At 46.0% G+C, this 20,906-nt stretch carries 14 protein-coding genes; 4 read left to right on the top strand and 10 right to left on the bottom strand.

Annotated features, from left to right (window positions below; all coding sequences use genetic code 11):
- Positions 1-751: 751 nt before the first annotated feature.
- Both edd and J4N43_RS15260 read right to left on the bottom strand, forming a co-directional pair.
- On the bottom strand, positions 752-2,548 hold the full coding sequence (gene edd / locus J4N43_RS15265) for a phosphogluconate dehydratase (RefSeq protein ID WP_158159528.1): 1,797 nt from the start codon (positions 2,546-2,548) through the stop codon (positions 752-754).
- Positions 2,548-3,072 carry a gluconokinase gene (locus J4N43_RS15260; protein WP_005379140.1) on the bottom strand — a complete coding sequence of 175 codons (525 nt, stop codon included), beginning with the start codon at positions 3,070-3,072 and terminating at the stop codon, positions 2,548-2,550. Before J4N43_RS15260 ends, edd begins: the two co-directional genes overlap by 1 nt.
- Positions 3,073-3,225: 153 nt before the next feature.
- On the opposite strand from J4N43_RS15260, the gene J4N43_RS15255 reads away from it, so the two are divergent.
- On the top strand, positions 3,226-4,602 hold the full coding sequence (locus J4N43_RS15255; RefSeq protein WP_012841240.1) for a GntP family permease: 1,377 nt from the start codon (positions 3,226-3,228) through the stop codon (positions 4,600-4,602).
- Between the two features lie 9 nt (positions 4,603-4,611).
- A complete protein-coding gene (locus tag J4N43_RS15250; RefSeq protein WP_158159529.1) occupies positions 4,612-5,223 on the top strand; it encodes a bifunctional 4-hydroxy-2-oxoglutarate aldolase/2-dehydro-3-deoxy-phosphogluconate aldolase in 612 nt (203 codons plus the stop codon).
- 105 nt (positions 5,224-5,328) lie between these two features.
- On the opposite strand, the gene xapA is transcribed toward J4N43_RS15250, so the two are convergent.
- Entirely contained in the window at positions 5,329-6,153 is an 825-nt protein-coding gene (xapA, locus tag J4N43_RS15245) for a xanthosine phosphorylase (protein ID WP_005379149.1), read from the bottom strand.
- 121 nt (positions 6,154-6,274) lie between these two features.
- On the opposite strand from xapA, the gene J4N43_RS15240 reads away from it, so the two are divergent.
- Complete coding sequence (locus J4N43_RS15240; RefSeq protein ID WP_005379156.1) at positions 6,275-7,180, top strand: LysR family transcriptional regulator; 906 nt, start codon at positions 6,275-6,277, stop codon at positions 7,178-7,180.
- Between the two features lie 235 nt (positions 7,181-7,415).
- Here the strand turns inward: J4N43_RS15240 and J4N43_RS15235 are convergent, their stop codons facing one another.
- From J4N43_RS15235 to J4N43_RS15205, 7 genes are all read right to left on the bottom strand, one after another.
- Positions 7,416-10,130 (bottom strand): TrlF family AAA-like ATPase, encoded by a 2,715-nt coding sequence (locus J4N43_RS15235; RefSeq protein WP_180793863.1) that lies wholly within the window; start codon positions 10,128-10,130, stop codon positions 7,416-7,418.
- 193 nt (positions 10,131-10,323) lie between these two features.
- Positions 10,324-10,791 carry a hypothetical protein gene (locus tag J4N43_RS15230; RefSeq protein WP_140103249.1) on the bottom strand — a complete coding sequence of 156 codons (468 nt, stop codon included), beginning with the start codon at positions 10,789-10,791 and terminating at the stop codon, positions 10,324-10,326.
- Complete coding sequence (locus J4N43_RS15225) at positions 10,788-12,836, bottom strand: hypothetical protein (RefSeq protein WP_252094121.1); 2,049 nt, start codon at positions 12,834-12,836, stop codon at positions 10,788-10,790. The genes J4N43_RS15230 and J4N43_RS15225 overlap by 4 nt, the downstream gene beginning before the upstream one ends.
- The gene (locus J4N43_RS15220; RefSeq protein WP_140103247.1) at positions 12,836-14,581 is read right to left on the bottom strand and encodes a hypothetical protein; all 1,746 of its coding nucleotides are present in this window, start codon (positions 14,579-14,581) and stop codon (positions 12,836-12,838) included. The genes J4N43_RS15225 and J4N43_RS15220 overlap by 1 nt, the downstream gene beginning before the upstream one ends.
- Entirely contained in the window at positions 14,574-15,899 is a 1,326-nt protein-coding gene (locus J4N43_RS15215; RefSeq protein WP_140103246.1) for a tyrosine-type recombinase/integrase, read from the bottom strand. The genes J4N43_RS15220 and J4N43_RS15215 overlap by 8 nt, the downstream gene beginning before the upstream one ends.
- Before the next feature lie 97 nt (positions 15,900-15,996).
- A complete protein-coding gene (gene gorA, locus J4N43_RS15210; protein WP_017821117.1) occupies positions 15,997-17,355 on the bottom strand; it encodes a glutathione-disulfide reductase in 1,359 nt (452 codons plus the stop codon).
- Positions 17,356-17,614: 259 nt separating this feature from the next.
- Positions 17,615-18,454 carry a 23S rRNA (adenine(2030)-N(6))-methyltransferase RlmJ gene (locus J4N43_RS15205; protein ID WP_005379158.1) on the bottom strand — a complete coding sequence of 280 codons (840 nt, stop codon included), beginning with the start codon at positions 18,452-18,454 and terminating at the stop codon, positions 17,615-17,617.
- A gap of 399 nt (positions 18,455-18,853) precedes the next feature.
- Between J4N43_RS15205 and prlC the strand changes: the two genes are divergently transcribed.
- Positions 18,854-20,896 (top strand): oligopeptidase A, encoded by a 2,043-nt coding sequence (gene prlC, locus J4N43_RS15200; protein WP_017635033.1) that lies wholly within the window; start codon positions 18,854-18,856, stop codon positions 20,894-20,896.
- The last annotated feature ends 10 nt before the right edge of the window (positions 20,897-20,906 follow it).

Here is a 20,906-nt window from a genome sequence, read left to right as displayed (position 1 = left end):
CCTAGGCTCGTCGGAATGACGGATTCATTCGTTTTTTAGAAAGAACTGAGGCTAATCCCAAAGCTCGTCATTCTGAACAGCGAGGGACGAGCGTGATTCAGAATCTACCAACAAAAAGTGCAGTGGTAGAGGAGTTTTCTCTAGCTTCACAACACGTTGATAGTAGATTCCTGATCTCGCCTAGGCTCGTCGGAATGACGGATTCATTCGTTTAAAAAGAACCGAGGCCAATCCTAAAGCTTGCCATTCTGAACTGCGAGGGACGGTCGTGATTCAGAATCTACCAACAAAAAGTGCTGTGGCAGAGGAGTTTTCTCTGACGTCATAGCATGTCGATATTAGATTCCTGATCCTGCTGAGGCTCGTCGGAATGACGGATTCATTCGTTTTTTAGAAAGAACCGAGGCCAATCCTAAAGCTCGTCATTCTGAACTGCGAGGAACGAGTGTGATTCAGAATCTACCAACAAAAAGTGCAGTGGCAGAGGAGTTTTCTCTGACTTCACTGCACGCTGATATTAAATTCCTGATTTTGCTTAGGCTCGTCGGAATGACGGATTCATTCGTTTCTAGAAAGAACCGAGGTCAACTCCAAAGCTTGCCATTCTGAATAGCGAGGAACGAGTGTGATTCAGAATCTACCAACAAAAAGTGCAGTGGCAGAGGGGATTTTCTCTGGCTTCACAGCTCGTTGATATTAGATTCCTGATCTTGCTTAGTCTCGTCGGAATGACGAGGTTTTTCTTCTCGCCTTAAACAATAAAGCTTGCGCCTTCTTCTGCACTCGATACGTTTTGGCGGATCACGCTAAACAAGCCTCGTCCCCAAGTTTGTTGGGTCGATTCGGTATCGAAATGAATCAACTCGCGACCAGTGGTGTCGCTTAAGTTGTTCAGTTCGCCCGTTTGACAATCAAGGCGAATCAAATCACCGTTGCGCACTAAACCAATCGCGCCACCACGAATGGCTTCTGGAGAAACGTGAATCGCAGACGGAATTTTACCGGATGCACCAGATAAACGACCGTCCGTCACTAGCGCGACTTTAAAGCTCGCTTTTTGCACGTTCCCTAAAATTGGCATCAGCTTGTGTAGTTCAGGCATGCCGTTTGCCGCTGGGCCGTTGTGTGTGACCACAACGATGCAGTCTTTGTTCAGCTCGCCACGTTTGTACGCGGCCTCCACTTCGTGTTGGCATTGGAATACGATCGCTGGTGCAACAATCACGCGTTGCTCTTCTTTCACCGCAGACACTTTCACCACGGCTTTGCCTAAGTTGCCAGTCAATACGCGAGTGCCGCCAGTATTTTGGAATGTGGCGTCTGGTTTGGCGATCACGTCACCGTCTTGGCTGCCTTGGCACGATGTCCAGGTCAGTTGGCCATCGACAAGGCTCGGTAGCGTCATTTGGTCTTCAAATTCACCAAACACGGGTTTCACATCGCGATGCAAAAGCTCGGATTGGTTCAAGCGGTGCAATAACGCTGGCACGCCCCCCGCGTCTTGGAACGCGTTCATATCGGCTGGGCCGTTCGGGTAAACGCGCGCTAACAAAGGAACCGCATCCGACAGATCGCTGATGTCTTGCCACGTGAGCAAAATGCCAGCAGCACGCGCCACGGCGATCATATGAATGGTGTGATTGGTGCTGCCGCCAGATGCAAGTAGAGCTATGATGCCGTTGACCAAGCTCTTTTCTGTGACCACCTCGGCCAGCGGACGAAAGTGTGCAGAACCCGCCGTCATAGAGGCGATTTTCAGAGCTGCGTGATCGGTTAACGCTTTACGCAGTTGGGTATGGGGATGAATGAATGCCGAACCTGGCAGCATCAAGCCCATGGCTTCGAACACCAACTGGTTGGTATTGGCGGTGCCGTAAAATGTACACGTACCCGCAGAGTGGTAAGCGCGACACTCCATATCCAGCAGAGCGTCTTTGCCGACTTCTCCCGCCGCGTATTTTTGGCGCACGTCGACTTTCTCTTCGTTGCTGATGCCCGTTGCCATCAGACCCGCTGGTACAAACGCAGTCGGTAGGTGCGCGTAAGACAGTGCGCCCATCAGTTGCCCCGGGGCAATTTTGTCACAGATGCCAAGCAGTAATGTGGCATCAAAGACATTGTGGCTCAAAGACAACGCCGTTGATTGCGCAATTAAGTCACGCGAAAACAGCGACATATCCATGCCGGCTTGACCTTGAGTCACCCCATCGCACATCGCTGGCACACAACCTGCGACTTGCGCCGTATGGCCGTAGTCCGCCAGCACTTTTTTGATTTGTGCTGGGTAGTCTTGGTACGGCTGGTGGGCGCTCAACATGTCGTTGTAGGCGCTGATCAGCGCGACATTGGCATGAGTAAAATCGAGAATATTTTTCTTTTCAGAAGAGCAAGAAGCGGCGACTGCATGGGCTAAGTTACCACAAGATAAACCAACACGGCCTTTGCCAGCTTCGGCTTGCACTTCGGTGCGAGCAAGAAAGGCAGCGCGCGCTTCACGGCTGCGCTCGGTCAAGCGTTGTGTGACCTCAAGAACAACAGAGTGAGTCATTACGCCACCTCGATCGCTTGCATTTTGATTAGCTCAGCGGCAGAGCGTTCCACCACGTCGCTGATGTCTCCGTCGATACTGACGATCAGAGTTTGAGGCTCGTTGTCTGGGCGCTCTAGTGTCTCGAATTGGCTCTTCACCATGTTTTCTTTCATGAAGTGGCCTTTGCGCATACGCATGCGATTAAGGATCAACTCCCTATCGCCATCAAGGAACAGGAAGGTCACGTTGTTGTTGCCTTCGCGGATCTGATCGCGGTAAATCTTTTTCAGTGCTGAACAGACAATAATGCCGTGTTCGTTTTTGCTTTCTAGGCTGTACGCCGCATCACGAATGCGTTCTAGCCATGGCTTGCGATCATCATCGTTCAGAGGCTGGCCCGAAGCCATTTTCTGAATGTTCGCTCGTGGATGAAGATCATCACCATCAATGAATTTACGCCCTAGCTTTTTCGCTAGATGCTCACCAATTGTGCTTTTACCACTAGCACAAACGCCCATAACGATGACACTACTACCAGCCATAACTTATCCTCATAACCAAATTTGCGCGTGATCTCAATTTTTGAATTCACTTTAAAATATGGGTTTATCTTATTCATGTTATCGGTAACATGTTACCGGTAACTGAAATAAATGTGAACCATAACACAAACAATAATTCTTAAAGGTGAACCTATGGAGCAATTAACCCAAGCCCCAGATCCTACGTTCCTACTGACGATTGCAGGCCTTGCCATTGCAGCGTTACTCGTTCTGATCATTAAACTGAAAGTCCATGCTTTTGCTTCCCTTACTATGGTGAGTTTAGGTACGGCAATCGCCACTGGCGTTCCTTCAGAGAAAGTCGTATCGACCATGATGGGCGGCTTCGGCGGCACACTGGCTTCCGTAGCATTGCTGGTTGGTCTTGGTGCGATGATCGGTAAAATTCTTGAAGTGACTGGCGGTGCGAAAGTGCTGGCAGACACTTTGATTGGTCGCTTTGGTAAAGAGCGCGCACCATTTGCTTTGGGCGTCGCTTCATTACTGTTTGGCTTCCCAATCTTCTTCGATGCTGGCCTTGTAGTGATGATGCCAATCATCCTAAGTGTGGCGGCTCGTTTTGGTGGCTCACCAATTAAATACGCGTTGCCAGCAGCCGGTGCTTTTGCGGTTATGCACGCGTTTGTTCCACCACATCCAGGTCCGGTTGCAGCGGCAGAATTCCTTGGCGCAAACATCGGTCTGCTATTGGTGGTGGGTATTCTGGTGGCTATTCCAACTTGGTACCTTGGCGCTTACCTATTTGGTTTGTACGCGGGCAAAAAATTCGATATCCCACTATCTAAAGCCTTCTTTAATGGCGAAGCGATGGTGGATGAGCGCAACGCACCAAAATTTGGCACGGTTATGACCATCCTTGTGCTGCCAGTCCTGCTAATCTGTTTGGATACGGTATTGAACACACTGGCGGTTGCGGGTGTGATTGATGGCAAAACGGCACTGGTTGAGTTCCTACGCATGCTAGGTAAAACCCCAGTTGCGTTGCTGATCACTTTGATTGTCTGTCTGGCTGTGTTTGCCAAAGACTACGGCATGGCAAAACTAGAAAAATTATGTGGTGAGTCATTGGCTCCTATCTGTGGTGTTATCCTAGTAACGGGTGCAGGTGGCATGTTTGGCGGCGTACTGCGCTCAAGCGGTATTGGTGATGCACTGGCTGACGTTCTTACAGACACAGGTATGCCTGTGATTGTGGCGGCGTTTGTGATTTCAACCTGTTTGCGTGTTGCTCAAGGCTCGGCAACCGTCGCGCTAACCACGACGGCGGCTCTTATCGCGCCGGTTGTGGCAGCATCAACAGGTTTGAGTGAACTCGACCTTTGCTTTATCGTAATCGCGATTGCGGGTGGTGCAACGGTACTGTCTCACTTCAATGACTCTGGTTTCTGGTTGGTATCTCGTCTGCTTGAGATGGATGAGAAAACCACATTAAAAACTTGGACGGTAATGGAAACGTTACTTGGCGGTATCGCGTTTATTATCGTCGCAACATTAAGCTTTATTCTTTAGAGGTTCCACATGACAACACTTGAACAACGATTAAGAGATATCAAAATCGTCCCAGTTATCGCAATCAACGACGTAGCACACGCTCTGCCACTGGCAAAAGTGTTGGTAGAAAACGGTTTACCATGTGCGGAAGTAACATTCCGCACCGAAGCGGCGGCGGAGTCGATTCGCATCATGCGTGAAGCGTACCCAGAATTGTTGATTGGCGCGGGCACCGTTCTGACCACAGAACAAGTGGACATCGCGATCGAAGCGGGCGTGGACTTTATCGTTAGCCCAGGCTTCAACCCAACCACAGTGAAATACTGTCAGCAACGTGGCGTGACTATCGTACCGGGTGTAAACAACCCAAGCTTGGTTGAGCAAGCGATGGAAATGGGTCTGCGTACGTTGAAGTTCTTCCCTGCTGAGCCATCAGGCGGCGTAAGCATGCTGAAAGCACTCACGGCGGTTTACCCAGTTGAATTCATGCCAACAGGTGGCGTAAGCCCATCCAACGTGGAAGATTACCTAGCGCTGAAATCGGTTGTAGCTTGTGGCGGTACGTGGATGGTGCCAACCGCAATGATGGACAACGGCGATTGGGAAGGCATTGCTGAATTGGTTCGCGCAGTTAAGTAAAACGCACAAACGGCTCCGAAATGCCCCCGAACGTTGGGAAACGTGATACGAAAAAGGGTCATCAAGTAACTTGATGACCCTTTTTCTTTTTGGGATGAAACGGCTTTAGAAGTGATGCTTCATAAAGCGCTTAATAAAGCGAATGAAATCGGCTTCGGCTAGCTTCGCGCACTTCAATGTTTGGGCGTGAGACAATTCTACATCTCCCAAGCCTTCTGCCATGTTGGTGATCGCACATACTGCCAATACGGGTAAGCCGCAATGCGCCGCAGAAATCACTTCTGGCACGACCGACATGCCCACGACATCACCACCGATGATTTGCATCATGCGGATTTCGGCTGCGGTCTCAAAGTTGGGGCCTGTGTAAGAGACAAACACACCTTCATTCAGGTGAATACCATTGGCTTTGCCGACTTCAAACGCTTCTGCACGTAGGTCTTTGTCGTACGCATTGGCGAGGCTGAAGAACCTCGGGCCGTACTCTTCATCATTCGGACCGATCATTGGCGATTCAGGCATGGTATTGATGTGGTCATGAAATACCACCAGAGAACCGACGTCGATGCGTTCAGGGCGAAGTGAGCCTGCCGCGTTGGTGACGAGCAGAAACTCACAGCCCAGCTTTTTAAAGGTGCGCACGGGCGTGGTCATGACCTTCATTGAGCCGTGTTCGTAGTAGTGACCGCGACCTTTCATGCACACTACGTCTACGCCGCCCATGGTACCAAGCACCAACTCACCAGAGTGGCCTTGCACGGTACTAACCGGAAAGCCTTCGAGCTCTTCGTATGGAATGACCACTTTGTCTTGTAGTTCGTCTGCCAATACGCCTAAGCCAGAGCCTAAAATAAACGCCGCTTTAGGTTGGAAGTTTGGTTTGCGTTCGCGAATGGTTTGTAGCGCGCCGATTACTGGATCGTGATTCATGTTAGTCACCTTCTGGTTGTGTGTTGATTCCATTGTGTGACTTTCTGCGCTGGTTATCTTTGCTTTATTCGCTACTATCATCCTTAAAAAGAGGATGATGAAATTCGCTAGGACTCAATGCATGAAGTCAGAACCATTTGAGCGCGTGACGCTGAAGATGCTGCGTTACTTTTACGAGGTCGCACAAACCAAGCATTTCACTAAGGCGGCTGAGAATCTCAATATCACCAATTCGCCGTTGAGCAATCGCATCAAAGAGTTGGAAGAGGTGCTTAACGTCAAACTGTTTGAGCGCGATTCAAGAAATGTCATGCTGACGGAGGCCGGGCGATTGTTGGAGTCCAAATGCCAACTGATTTTTCAGACCTTGGATGTCTCGCTCAATCAAGTGCAGCAAGTGGGGTTGAACCAGAGAAATATCCTGCGAGTTGGTGTGGTAAGTAGCGCATTTTGGGGCGGATTTGATCGTCTGTTACAGCGCTTCCATGCTGAGCATGACACTTATCACGCCGACATTTTTGACCTTAACCCAGAGACGCAAAAGAAGCATCTGAGCGAGAAGAAAATCGATGTGGGCATTGTGCGTTTTGCTGATGCACTCAACATTTATCCGTATCAGTCGGTATCTTTGGGCAAAGATGTGTTTGTGGTGGCGGTGTCGGAGCAACATGAGTTAGCCAGCAAATCTTTGCTGCGGCTCCAAGATTTAAAGACGTGTGAGTTTGCGTTTATGAGTTTGGCGAATTCTGCCTCGGCAAACTTCATCATCAATGCCTGTCTGCAAGAAGGCTTTTCACCCCATATTGGCAAACAAGTGGTGGAGCCAAGCACCTTGATGGCATATGTAGCAAACAGCAATACCGTGACGTTGGTTCCGTCGACGTTTTCTCAGCATCATTGGCATGGGATTCGTTTTATCAAGCTGAAAGAGTCACTGCGTGCAGACTTGTGTCTGATTCATGATGGTAAGCAAGAGAGTGCTATTAAAGCCGAGTTTATTCGCACATTATTAGAGAATGCGAGTTAAGCATGGGATAACAAAAAAAGGTCATCCTAAGATGACCTTTTCAAATGATTCACTGAAATCAGCAATGCGATTAGAGCGTAATTAACGCATCGTTACGAATTACCGTCACACGTAGAATCTGGAGGATTTCTGTAAAGCCTTTTATGGCAAGGTATTTGTGTGTTTTCCAGAAAAATGAATTTTGATAGCCATTTTTTCTAAAAACTGTGTTGTCAGTATAGCATTTTCCAGAGAGTTAACTATTGTACTTCATTCGTTTATATCGCTTTTCCAGTGCCTCTTTGCCGCCTTCCATGATTTCACATACCTCCTGCCTAACAGATAGTTCTTGTAATCCACCCGCAGCAGCCAATGTAATATTTCCTTTATCCTCTAGTACGATGACTAATTCACTATCGCCATTCACAACAATATTTGGGTTGTGAGTAATAATTAAAAACTGACGCTTAGGTTTTATGTCATGCAACTTAGTTATCACCAGCTTGGAGATTAGTGCATTATCCAAGTCATCTTCTGGTTGATCAACGATGAGAGGCTCATCGCCATACGATAGCAAAAATGACAAAACTGTCGCAGCTTTTTGCCCTGCGGAACCTTGGCTTAGAGGTTTGAATCGACGCCCATCGTAAAACTCTACAGATAAGTTATCCTCTGGGAACCAACTCCAGAGCCTATCTAGGCTTGAGCTATCTAACTGCTCAATAACAGATGATAATCGTTTGCCAATAGTGCAGTTAAGTATGTTTGTTTTTGACGTATGGTGGTTGAATACATCTAACTTGAATTGGTGTAAATGCTCGTAAGAAGATCCTACTTGCTTTTCTTCAGCTTCAGCCATTTTAGACTTTAATGCATACAGGATACCTTGTTGTTTGTCCTCATCCATTAAATCGCTGGCAAAGGCTCCATCAACACGATTAATCAGTTCGCGAAAAGATAGCTCCAAGTGTTCAGAATGCTGCAATTGACCAATTGTTATCTTGAGATCTCGATGTGGTGAGATGTATTGGTTAACAAATGCATCTCGTCGTTTGGTCAGCTCTTTTCTCCATTCAATAAGGCTCTGATAAGAGTTTTTGATTTGATCCCTTAGTGTGTTTAGCTGCTTATTGGCGGAATCTATCTCTTCTACCTTTCCATTTAGAGCAACACGCTCTTTTACCAATGAATTGTATTCAGACGGCTCTTTTATGCCTTGTTGCTGCATTGAGGTGACTAATTGAGAGTATTGGTTGTAGGCACCAGTACATAGTTGTGAAAGGTTGGACTTTTCTACAGCCTCGCCCAGCAAGGCTAATTCAGATGCGATTAAGCCGAGTTCTTGAGTTGCGCTGTGTTTCCAATCTTCAATCTTCCGAGCCGTTTGCTGGAGAGAGTTAGCTATCATTGGATCATTTGTGACTTCGTTACTAATGCCTCCACTTATCTGGCCAGTGGAAGTTTGAATGCTATTTGTTATGGTCGTAATCTCACTATTCATGAGATTGAGAGCATTCAAGACGTAGTTTTTTTGATGGTATAAATTATTGTAGTTTTGCAGTATTTGTGCGTGACCAGATGCCTCTATATGTGCGATTTTAGCATTAACGTCTGCTAGCTGACCTTTTATAGTATTCAGACTAGAAACTTTATTGATTAAGCCTAGTTCAGATGCACGAAGCTGAATGAATTGATTTTTTAACTCATCCCAATGTGTTTGCCATGCTTGTATGCTTACTTCTGGCGAGTTATCGATGATCGCTAGTAGTGTGTTTGGGTCTTTAGCCATATCAAATATTTGTTTCTGGCTAAATATGCTGACTGGGAATCGGGTTTGAATGTCACCCAACTCAGGAACCCATTGCTCATTGTCTTTTCGATGAATGGTGGCTTGTTGTTGTGTCTGATCCCAAGAGATTCTGTAATCAATATTGTTCTTCGCAACAACACACTGGATCTGGCTGTTGTTTAATAGAACACCATAATCATTTCGATTTTGGGCAACTCTGAAGAACCTTTCAAAATTACGCCTAATCTCATTTGACTCATCGAGTTGAAGAATATCTCCTGTCTTGTGTAGAGCGATACGAATGAACTCCGCTAAAGTCGATTTGCCACTACCACGAGAACCTACAATTGAGTTGAGCCAAGGGTTTAGCTTGACACTAAATGGCTTACCTCTGCCACAATATTTTGTATCACTCACTGTCAGTTCTTTCAAATATGTCGACGGAAGAGTATTAGGTGTAAATTCTTCATCGGATCGCCTAATGCACGTATTCCCATCTAGCAAGGCAAGTTTAAGACCGTCTATAGTTGGAGAGGACATTTTGACCCATGTGTATGCTCTTCCATTCTCGTTTGGGGCATGGGAGTCGGAACCAATGATTTGTGGTAATGATAATCCAGTAGCTCTGAAGGTCGACATTTGTGGTTTATCAGGGAATACAACTTCTACTGCATCCGCTGCTTTGCAGACTCGCAATACAGATTTACTTCCTAATTTACATACACCTGATCCTTCAAGTTCAATATGCGCAGGAATAGCAACACCATTTAGATTCTCAGTTATGGCTTTTACGACGTGCTCTGGGCTTTGACTTCCATCGGTATCGCTATCACCATAAGTTCCTGTGTATCCGGCAGCTCCGATTGCTGTTGCGACATGTTGAGCATCCACAGAGGGGTCAAAGATAGCAAGGACATGTACGTTGCCTTGTGTACTTATTTCGACTCCAGGGAATAGATGTATGGTATGGCCTTCCGTTCTTAACTGTTGAGCTTCTTGTTGTAGACAATCTATCCACCCTGAAGTGTTATGATCGGTTACGGCTATACATTCAATTCCATGTTCAATATGACCTAGTAACCAATCTCTCGGAGAAATATCTTTCTGTTTATAGTCTAGTGATGCAGGGGAATGAGCGTGAAAGTCAAACTTCCACCATCTGGATCCAACAATATTATTCATGGTCTTGTACGCTATTATGGAGAATGGTTTCATTATCCTTACGGAAATGTATTATTCAATTTAATTCACATGACGGCCATCAATATCTTAGTAAATACATGTAAGTTGTTAGCGCTTTCTATGGCTTCGAAATTGAGGTGGTGTCGAAACCATAGAAGATTGACGTTCATTCGAGTTGAGGATGCAAAAAGGGTTAATCCATCGGTGTAATAGAGGTGACCTTACTCCGCTTGAAATTTGCTAATTCTTCTCGCAATTTGGCATTCTCAAACTCCAACTCTTCCTTGTCACTCAGAGCTTTTACGAGTTTATCATTCAGATGATGCTGAGCTGCTGCAAAGTCTGCTAGTTGCTGCTTAACAGCCTCATACTTATCTTTGTAGTTTTGCTTGATGCGCTTTTGCTCACTGAGCTTGGTGCGTACTGATTGAATTTCAGGTTGAACATATTCTCCTTTGGCTTCGGCAATATCGGCTTTGACCTGTTTTACCTTCTGAACGAAATCGGGGTAGTAATAGCCGCTACCGTTACCTAAGTTCGCTTCTTCCTCCACCGCTCTTACGCTAAGCTTTCGCGTGGTGGGAATACGCTTGGGCTTGCCTTGTTTTATACGTTCTAGTGCAGCCTCTAATGCTAATTGTGTATTTTCGCTCTTACTCATAAGTTGGCCACCTTTAAGTCAGGTTCAAAAGGGGTAAAGGACATATCAAAGTCAGCCATGACTTTCTCTGCGGCTCTTACTTGAGTGACATAGTGGCTATGTTCACTTACCGAAATTTCTTCGCCAGATACCATGTAAGCAACTAGACTGCGGTGCTTTTTCTGCCACCACTTAGCCTGTTGCTCGTCAATGATGCTACTACCAGAGGCGCAGCCCACACAGAATTGGGGAGTGACCACACCGTCCATATCGCAGTCATAACCAGATTTGCAATAGCTGTGCATTGAGCCATGCAATGTCAACTTACCATTTTTTACGGCCTTGTATATCACATCCCAAGAACTGTAGATGGTAGGGACATCCCCTCGCATTTTCATGATCGATTTGCCATGAGTACCTGATAGGGTTTCATCTGAGTGCCATTGTTTAAATATCTTGTTAGCGGTGGTTTCTGCGTTAATATCGTCAAGCATCGCCTTAAACTTGTCATCTACGATAAGATTTCGATAACTCGCTAACTTTCCACCATTTGTATACCACTCTGTCATTGCAAGATGGAGATGTTTAAATTGTTGTTTAAGGGCAACCAGTGTGCCAAAGCGGTTTTTAATGCAATAGAATGCTAAAGAGCGTCTAAATTGGTGGGTAGTCATGCACCAAGGCTGACCAACCTGTATCGTCTTTTTAATTTTCTCATGAGATTGAGGGTTGGAATCAAGGCAGTCTTGATAGTCTTCCTCTGTCACAATGAAATTAAATTGCTCACAAAAGCGTTGAAGGCGTCGATTCCAATTCGTGATGAATATGGGTGATTTAGAGCGATACGTTTGATTAACCCAAAGGCTATTGTTGTACTTTTTATCTGGGTACATTACCTCTTGTCGCCACCGCTCAGTAAGTGTGGTCATGAGTTCAATAGCAGTCTTAGATGAACTGGCGGTTATCCACGTTTCTCTCTTCTCGCCGAGCTTAAAGGTATGTGATTGAAGCATGTGGTACTCACGCCCATCAAGGGTGTCCGTGTAATAACTATTGGGAGTCAACTTATCCAACTCTGAATCACGCATACCGCTAAACCCTCCACACACAATGTAATTAGCAGTGATTAGTTGTGCTAGATAACGCTGAAAATCACTCCCGTTTTTTAATGGAATACTTGATAATTTTTGTGCGAGAGGGGCAATAATGTCATGTGGCTTTCGGGGTTTATTGTTGTTGATTGATTGAGCGCGTTTCTGTGTATTTACCTGACCGTTAGTTAGTATAAAAAAAAATATCGAACCATTAGCGGCTTTTTCATCGACAATTCGTTTTCCTTCAAGGTAGTTCTCTTGCAACTCGTTCTCAACTTGAGCAATTAACTCTCTATGGGTATGTGCACCTTCAATCAATTCAATGGCTTTGCCATAGATGGCATTACATAAACGCTCAGGAATGGTAAGTGTTTGCTGCCCCTCCATTTGGTTTAACTTTTTAGATAAAGCAGTACTCTTTATAGTCTCAGAAAACTCATGGTTAACCTTGTGCCATGCTGTATCTTTAATAATTGCATTGATAGCGACAAAACACTGCTCTAATGAACTTTTAGCGAATTGCTTTTCAACCAAGTACGATTCAAAGCCAGTCCAATTTGATGGTTTTGAAAGAGCACGTATAGAGCCAAAGCCTTGTTTTTCTAAATGACGGTAAGCCACGTTCGCATCCTTGAGCCTTGAATACGTGCTAGAGAACTTCAAAGCCTTACGTTTTTGTGGGCTTTTATTGAATAACCATCCGTAGATGAAAATCTTTAATTCTCGCTGTAACTCTGGGCTGTTATCGAGTGCTTCAAAATTAAGGTTGTTCTTATTTTTTTTCCGAGAAAACGGAAAACAATTCCAATTACTATCCCCAAAGGTGGCAGTGACATTGCCAGAGCTATCTTTACAGACCACAACCTTATCAAGCTCATCAAAGCGGCCTTCGTGATAAAGCCTAACAATATCGACTTCTTGTACTTTATGCTGCTCTGGAAAGCTATCTAAATATAAATGTTCGATTGGCATTACACGCTCTCCTTCGGATTGTTAGGAATTAAGTGAAGAATCGATTCGGGTTCACCCCATGCGGGGTGAAGTCCATCATCATCCAGCTTTGATTCTGCTTGTTTTACTATTTTTGAATTGATATTGGGAAGAATTTTGGAGTCGATAAACACTATTATTTGCTCAAAATTCTTACGATAATGATGGGCATCCAAATGCAAGAACAGAGATTCCTCAATACACGCCTTAAACGATAGCAAGCACCAAATATCTACAACGGACTGAACGATAACTTGATGAGGGCAGCCAAAGCACTCTAATAAATCCGCACAAGCTAATTTTTCTCCCTCTTTGGCTAACCTTTGCTTTTGTGCCTTTCTGGTAAACTTCACCGACTTACTTCCGAAAGGGTCTCTGCAACTCCCACCGTTTGATGTTCGACTAAGGTTTGGTAACTTAATGGCATTCTCTTTTTCAATGATAAGCACATAAATACCAAGATTTTCTTTTGCTTCCTTGGGTGATACACCGTTTTTTATTTGCTCTTCACGAATGGCGAAAGTGTCTTGCAGCATCCCATTATTGCTGTGCTTATTGCCTTCGCTGTAATGCTTTTTTCGAACATTGGACGTATTTCCAAGCATGATGTCATTAGCTATTTCACCTTGATGGTACGCCGTTAATTGAGCGCCTGTTTCACGAAATCGGCTTACCACAGGGCGCAGTCTTCGTCCTGTTTGGTCGGTGAAGGTAAAGTGTTTTTCTACCCACAAATGAAGGAAGGCTTGCAGGGTTGCCCCTTTGATGGATTGCACTTCTTTTGAGGCAATCGTTTGCAGAAGTAGGGCATCACTTTCATCAGAAATTAATCGTGAAGCTTCAAGTAACTTATCAAAAAAATCCATCGAATACTTTGGTATTTCAAGTTCGTGCTCACCCATTTCAACACGAATAGTTTTGAAAGCTCTACGCTTAAAGGCTGGCATCGTATACCACACTTCACCTAGTGTTGTTGAAGCATTCTCGGGCTGTTTTAACTTGAACAGGTCACTTGTGTTTGCATAGGTGTAATACGCCATTAGGAACGTGGCAGCTGCCATCATTTTTGAGATTGCGCCGCATAATGGATATTCATTTCCTTTCCAGTTAAAGGTCATGGTAGGTGAGCTTTTATACGCCTGCATATGCTTTTCAGGGGACGTAACAAACTGTTGATGCGTTTGCTTAAATAGCGCCCTTAAAAAAGGAAGAATTTGTTTTAAATCGCTTCGGGTGTAAGCCTCAAAAGACTCAGCATCACTTTTATCTCGCACAACGATATTGTCGAAATACGAGCGAGGTAAGTCTAAATAAAGAGTGAAAGTAGCCACGATAGAAGCATGAACTTGCGCATAGGTTACGCTTTTGACTTGCCCTAACATGACACGCTCATTTTGATAATTCATATAGTTCTCAATCGATGATTGAGAAAAGGCTTCGTCAGTTTTCTTGTCACACCACTGAAGATATTGAACTACTCTATGAAAGTGGGTATAGAGAGTTGAATGGCTCCCCCCTTCTTTGATAATTTCATCAAATCGAGCCTTCATTTGAAGAATGAAGGCTTCTCTATCCGCACCTTCAAATTGTTGGCCTTGCTGCAAAGCTTTGGTAGATGGAGCGTGTTTAAATAACAAGCGATTAAAATCCACTCGGGCATTACCATTTACATTCAATTCAATGCATAGGTCGGGATTCCAATTATGAAGGTGCGTGATGTTACTCATTCTCTGCCTCCAAAGCTTCGTGCATTATGCTATCAAGGATGCCGAACTTGACCTTGAAGGCGTCCTTGCGCTGTAAGAATTTCACATACTTCATGGTGGTGCTTTCATCTTTATGCCCCATCCAGCCCATCAGAAGCTCCATACAGTCGACAACGGGCAATTTAGCCTCTAGCAGGTCACTGAGGCGATAGGTGCCATAGGTGGCACGTAAATCATGGAAGCGATGGGTAAATGAAGGCTCGGCCTTTTTTATTTCCGCCCTGAACTCAACCCACCGAGCTTCAATGGACTTCCCTGTAGCAGGGTTACCTTGCTGGCTAACAAAGAGTGGTTCGTGACGTTCACAGCGCTCCAGTATTTCAATAGTCTTCTGGGCGAAAGGAGGGACGTCGCTATCCAACTGCTCAATTTTCTCACTCATCTTGGCGACACGCTTCAGGCGGCGCTCTGAAGTTCGATATTCATTCAATGAATGAAGTAAATCCGATGAAATCTCCACAGCCCGAGTTTTTAGGAGCTTGGTTTGCACCCCTGTGGAGCGGGGGCATAACAGAATCTCTAAACGATGCTCGCTTTCAGCAAGCGGGGTTGCAGTGTCTAGCGCATCTAGCGTTAGAGTTGCCACTTCTTCAACTCGCATTCCTGTATCAATCGCAAGCAAGGCTTGTAAGCGCAGCTCTTCAGATGTTTGCAGGAGATGTTGAGTCAAAATGCTCAGGGCATCACGGCTTAACGGGGATAGCGGTCTGATGTTTTTGCTATCCGCATCCCTTGGTACTTTTATGCGTAAATCACTGGTTTCAACGATGAAGGTTGGGGATATATGGGAAAGCATCCCATTGTTTTCAACAGAGACAAACTCCATTTTGAATGGGGCTTCCTTCTCGTTTTTTATGCATAGATAACCATCGTGCATCAACCATTTATAGTAGTTGACGATTTGGTTCATACGAACACTGGCTGTGCTATGTGCAAGCTCGCCTTGCTTTATTTTCTTGAGTAGGTGGGAGCGGAACAAGTAAGTTGGTTTGAGCCGTTTGACTGGCGGGAATTTATCCCAACTCAACTCCTTATCCTCAAGAAATTGGTAGTAGGCACGCAAAGCCTGCGCGCAAGGGGATAAATCTTCTGCTTTCTTTATGGCCTTAAGATAAAGCAGGTAGCTATTGGCTTCGTGATTGAATACACCATCTTGTGAAAAGAGGGTTGGCAGCGAACCGATATTGTCATTGGAAGGGAGGCAATGGAATGTACCATTATCCAGTTTTTGTAGCTCAGTCTCTTTGAAAACATCGCTGGAGTGTACAAGGTATGTCATAAATCATCCTGAAAAATATCACTGTCCATGCATCCAGTATGGACAGTGATTGGTTATTTTCCAGATTTACTTACGTGTGTAAGAAGCTTTTCCTACACTAACCCCTCATGGTAACGAACTCTTCAGAGCCCGTTGGGTGGATAGCCACAACAGAGTCGAAGTCTGCTTTGGTTGCGCCCATCTTCATTGCTACGCCGAAGCCTTGGATCATTTCATCTACCGTGAAACCGATGCCGTGTAGGCCAACAACCGTTTCTTCTTCGCCCGCACATACAAGCTTCATCTTACATGGTTGACGGTGCTTAGTAACAGCGGTGTACATCGCAGTAAAGCCAGATGTGTAGACTTTGATGTTGTCTTTGCCGTACTTCTCTTCTGCTTCTTGCGTTGTAAGACCGATAGTGCCGATTGGTGGGTGGCTAAATACCACAGTTGGTACCAAATCGTAGTCCATCTTCGCGTTTGGTTTGTTGTTGAACAAACGCTCAGAAAGTTGACGACCCGCTTTCACTGCTACTGGCGTTAGCTCGATACCGCCTTCCATGATGTCACCCACACAGTAGATGCCTTTCACGTTGGTTTCTTGGTATTCGTCTACCTTGATGTAGCCTTTTTCGTTCGTTGCCACACCGGTTGACGCTAGGTTGATTGCGTCTGTCGCAGGGTGACGACCGATTGCCCAAATCAGTTGGTCAACGTTTTGGCTTTCACCGTTTTCTAGGTGCAGAGTTAGGCTGCCATCGGCTTCTTTTACCACTTCTTTTGGTACAGAGTGGGTGTGCAGTTTTGGACCTTCTGCGTCCATCACTTCAACCAACGTATCGATGATCATTGGATCGAAGCTACGCAGTGGTGACTCTTTACGTACGAACAGGTGCGTTTCTGTACCTAGCGCGTGCAGTACGCCAGCAATTTCAACTGCGATGTAGCCTGCGCCCACAACCGCAACGCGTTTTGGTTGCTCTGCTAGGTCGAAGAAGCCGTTTGAATCGATGCCGTATTCAGCGCCTGGAATGTTTGGAATAGTAGGACGACCACCAACCGCGATCAGGATGTGATCTGCTGTGTAGTGTTCACCGTTTACTTCGACAGTTTTTTCGTCAACAAACTTAGCAAAGCCTTTAATCACGTTTACTTTGTTGTTGCCAAGAACGCGATCGTAAGATTGGTGAATACGACCAATGTACGCCTGACGGCTCTCAACTAGTTTGCTCCAGTTGAAACCTTTCACGTCGACATCAAAACCGTAATCTTCTGCGTACAGGTTCATTGCTTCTGCGATTTGCGCGCCATGCCACATCACTTTTTTCGGTACACAACCTACGTTGACACAGGTACCGCCAAGGTCTTGAGCTTCGATTAGCGCAACTTTCGCGCCGTACATCGCCGCACGGTTTGCAGATGCGATGCCGCCACTGCCGCCACCGATACAGATATAGTCAAAATGAGTCGCCATTACTTTCTCCAAGAGCTTATAAATTTTATCTGGTACATAGATAGATTGGGATGACCTTGTCCGAACTCAATGCCACCGTTATCCCACTATCATAAATCGAATTCGACTAATTCCTAAATGGGAAAAAGCGACAATACTTATGACAAATAGCGATGAGAGGCACAAAAAGAAGAATAAGCACGATTGGAGGGAGAAGGTGAGAGCATAAAAAAGCGCAACGAGAATATCGTTGCGCTTGAAGATAGCAGTACTGAAGTGCTTACTCTGGCACAATCCAGTCCACTTTCCAGTGGCCAGTTGCTGGTGCGATCGCGTCTTGCAGGAATGGCAGAATCTCTTTCATCTGGCTTTCCAGTTTCCATGGCGGGTTAATCACAATCATGCCGGATGCCGTCATGCCGCGCTCGTTGGTATCTGGTGCAACACCTAACTCGATTTGCAGAATTTTACGAATGCCCAGTGCTTCCAAGCCTTCGATCATATCTTCGATGTCGTGGCGGTTTACCACTGGGTACCAAATCGCGTAGATACCGGTTGCCCAACGTTTATGGCTCTGATGAATCGCTCGCACCACATCGCGGTACTCTTTCGCGAGTTCGTATGGTGGGTCAATCAGCACCAAACCACGACGCTCTTGTGGCGGTAAGCTTGCTTTGAGGCGTTGGAATCCGTCTTCTTTGAAGATGCTCACTTGGCGATCACGATGGAATTCTTGCTCTAACAATGGGTGATCGGCCGGGTGCAACTCGGTCAGCACCATACGATCTTGTGGGCGGATTTGCGCGCGCGCTACACGTGGTGAGCCTGGGTAGTAACGCAGCTTCTCGCCATTGTTGAGCACTTTAATGGCATCGATGTAGCTTTTGATGTCTTCAGGAATGCTTGGGTTATCCCAAATACGTGCGATGCCTTGTTTGTATTCGCCCGTTTTTTCAGACCATTCGTGAGTCAGATCGTAACGGCCCACACCCGAGTGGGTATCGTGATAAACGAATGGCTTATCTTTTTGTTTCAGCGCATCAAGAATGAGGCTTTGAACGATGTGTTTGACCACGTCGGCATGGTTGCCAGCGTGGAAGCTGTGGCGGTAACTTAACAAATTAAACTCTCGAAACACTCTTTGGCTGAGTGTGGTCTGTGATTTTCACTCTATGGCGGTATTATACTCAAGTAACTTAAAGATGTAGAACTTCCAATCAAATCTGTTCCTCTGATAAGGGGACGCTATTGAAATTTCTTTAAGTCACCCACACTTACTATTGGTAATCGAATTGAACTAGGTGAGTTTCTCGCACTCAAAAGGGTGTGAAATCTCATTTAGGTATAACAAGACTCAAGGACAGAGTAGCGCTGGTTGACTATATGATGGTCATCGCGGCATAGAGAAAGGGAACGGAGCTCCCCCAATCCATGTTGCTGGCTCGTCTGTACATTGAGTTGGCCTATCTACACAAAATAGACAGGCAATCACAGAGTCAAAACACAAAAGGAATTATTCATGTCTAATCCTCTTCTGACGTTTACGGACCTACCTCCGTTTTCTCAAATTAAACCAGAACACATCAAGCCTGCCGTTGAGCAAGCGATTGCTGACTGCCGAGCAAAAATCGATGAAGTTCTACAAGACAACGCTCACCCAACTTGGGACAGTGTGATTGCGCCAATTGAAGAAGCGGATGACCGCTTAAGCCGCATCTGGTCGCCAGTGGGTCACATGAACTCGGTAGTGAACAGCGAAGAGCTACGTGAAGCTTACGAAAGTTGCCTACCAATTTTGTCAGAGTACGGCACTTGGGTTGGTCAGCATAAAGGGTTATACGAAGCGTACAAAACCATCAAAGCGAGCGAAGAATTTGCAACGTTAACTCGCGCACAGCAGAAAACCATCACTGATGCACTGCGTGATTTCGAGTTATCAGGCATTGGTTTGCCATCCGATGAGCAGCACCGTTACGGCGAGATCAGCAAACGTATGTCTGAGCTGAGCTCTAAATTCTCTAACAATGTGCTGGATGCCACCATGGGTTGGACCAAGCACATCACAGACGAGAAAGACCTAGCAGGTATGCCAGAATCGGCGCTGGCAGCAGCGAAAGCTGCCGCAGAAGCAAAAGAGTTAGATGGTTACCTCATTACGCTAGATATCCCATCTTACCTACCTGTCATGACGTACTGCGATAACCAAGAGTTGCGTAAAGAAGTGTACGAAGCGTACGTGACGCGCGCTTCTGATCGAGGTCCAAATGCAGGCAAATGGGATAACTCAGAAATCATTACTGAGCAGCTAAAACTGCGCCATGAAATTTCACGTATGCTAGGTTTCAATACTTACAGTGAAAAGTCGTTAGCAACAAAGATGGCTGAAACGCCGGATCAAGTGCTGGGCTTCCTGAATGACCTAGCGACACGAGCGAAACCGCAAGGTGAACGTGAAGTCGAAGAGTTACGTCAGTTTGCGAAAAGTGAGTTTGGTGTTGAAGAGCTGAACGTTTGGGATATCGCTTACTACAGCGAGAAACAAAAGCAGCACCTGTTCCAAATTTCGGATGAAGAACTGCGCCCATACTTCCCAGAGTCAAAAGTCGTGAGCGGTCTGTTTGAAGTGCTAAACCGCGTGTTTGGCATGACCGTTACTGAGCGCGAAGGCGTAGACACTTGGCATGAGTCCGTGCGCTTTTTCGATATCTTTGATGCTGAAGGCACACTCCGTGGCAGCTTCTACCTAGATCTCTACGCTCGTGAACACAAACGTGGCGGCGCGTGGATGGATGATTGTCGTGGTCGTCGCGTTACGCTATCTGGCGAGCTGCAAACGCCGGTTGCGTATCTAACGTGTAACTTCAACCGTCCAGTGGGCGACAAACCAGCACTGTTCACGCACGATGAAGTCGTGACGTTATTTCATGAATTTGGTCATGGAATCCACCACATGTTGACGCAAGTTGATACAGGTGCTGTTTCAGGTATTAATGGCGTGCCTTGGGATGCGGTTGAGCTACCAAGTCAGTTCCTAGAAAACTGGTGTTGGGAAGAGGACGCGCTGGCGTTCATTTCTGGTCACTATGAGACAGGTGAGCCGCTACCGAAAGCGATGCTAGACAAAATGCTCGCAGCGAAAAACTTCCAATCTGCGATGGGTATTTTGCGTCAGCTAGAATTCGGCTTGTTCGATTTCACGCTTCACACTGAATATGACCCAGAAGTGGGTGCGCGTGTACTGGAAACTCTGGCGAAAGTGAAAGAGAAAGTCGCGGTAGTTCCTGCGGTTGAGTGGGCGCGTTTCTCACACAGCTTCGGCCATATTTTTGCTGGTGGCTACAGTGCGGGTTACTACAGCTACCTATGGGCTGAAGTGCTGTCGTCAGACGCGTATTCTCGCTTTGAAGAAGAAGGCATCTTCAACAAAGAGACGGGCCTAAGCTTCCTGAACAACATTCTAGAAATGGGGGGCAGTGAAGAGCCAATGGAGCTGTTTAAGCGCTTCCGTGGCCGCGAGCCACAAATCGATGCACTGTTGCGCCACTCGGGTATTGCGGCGTAAATTGAGCAAA

This window comes from Vibrio sp. SCSIO 43009 (assembly GCF_023716525.1).
Lineage (GTDB): Bacteria > Pseudomonadota > Gammaproteobacteria > Enterobacterales > Vibrionaceae > Vibrio > Vibrio alginolyticus.
Note: the sequence above shows the minus strand (reverse complement) of the source record. Positions and strands in the feature narration are given on the sequence as shown.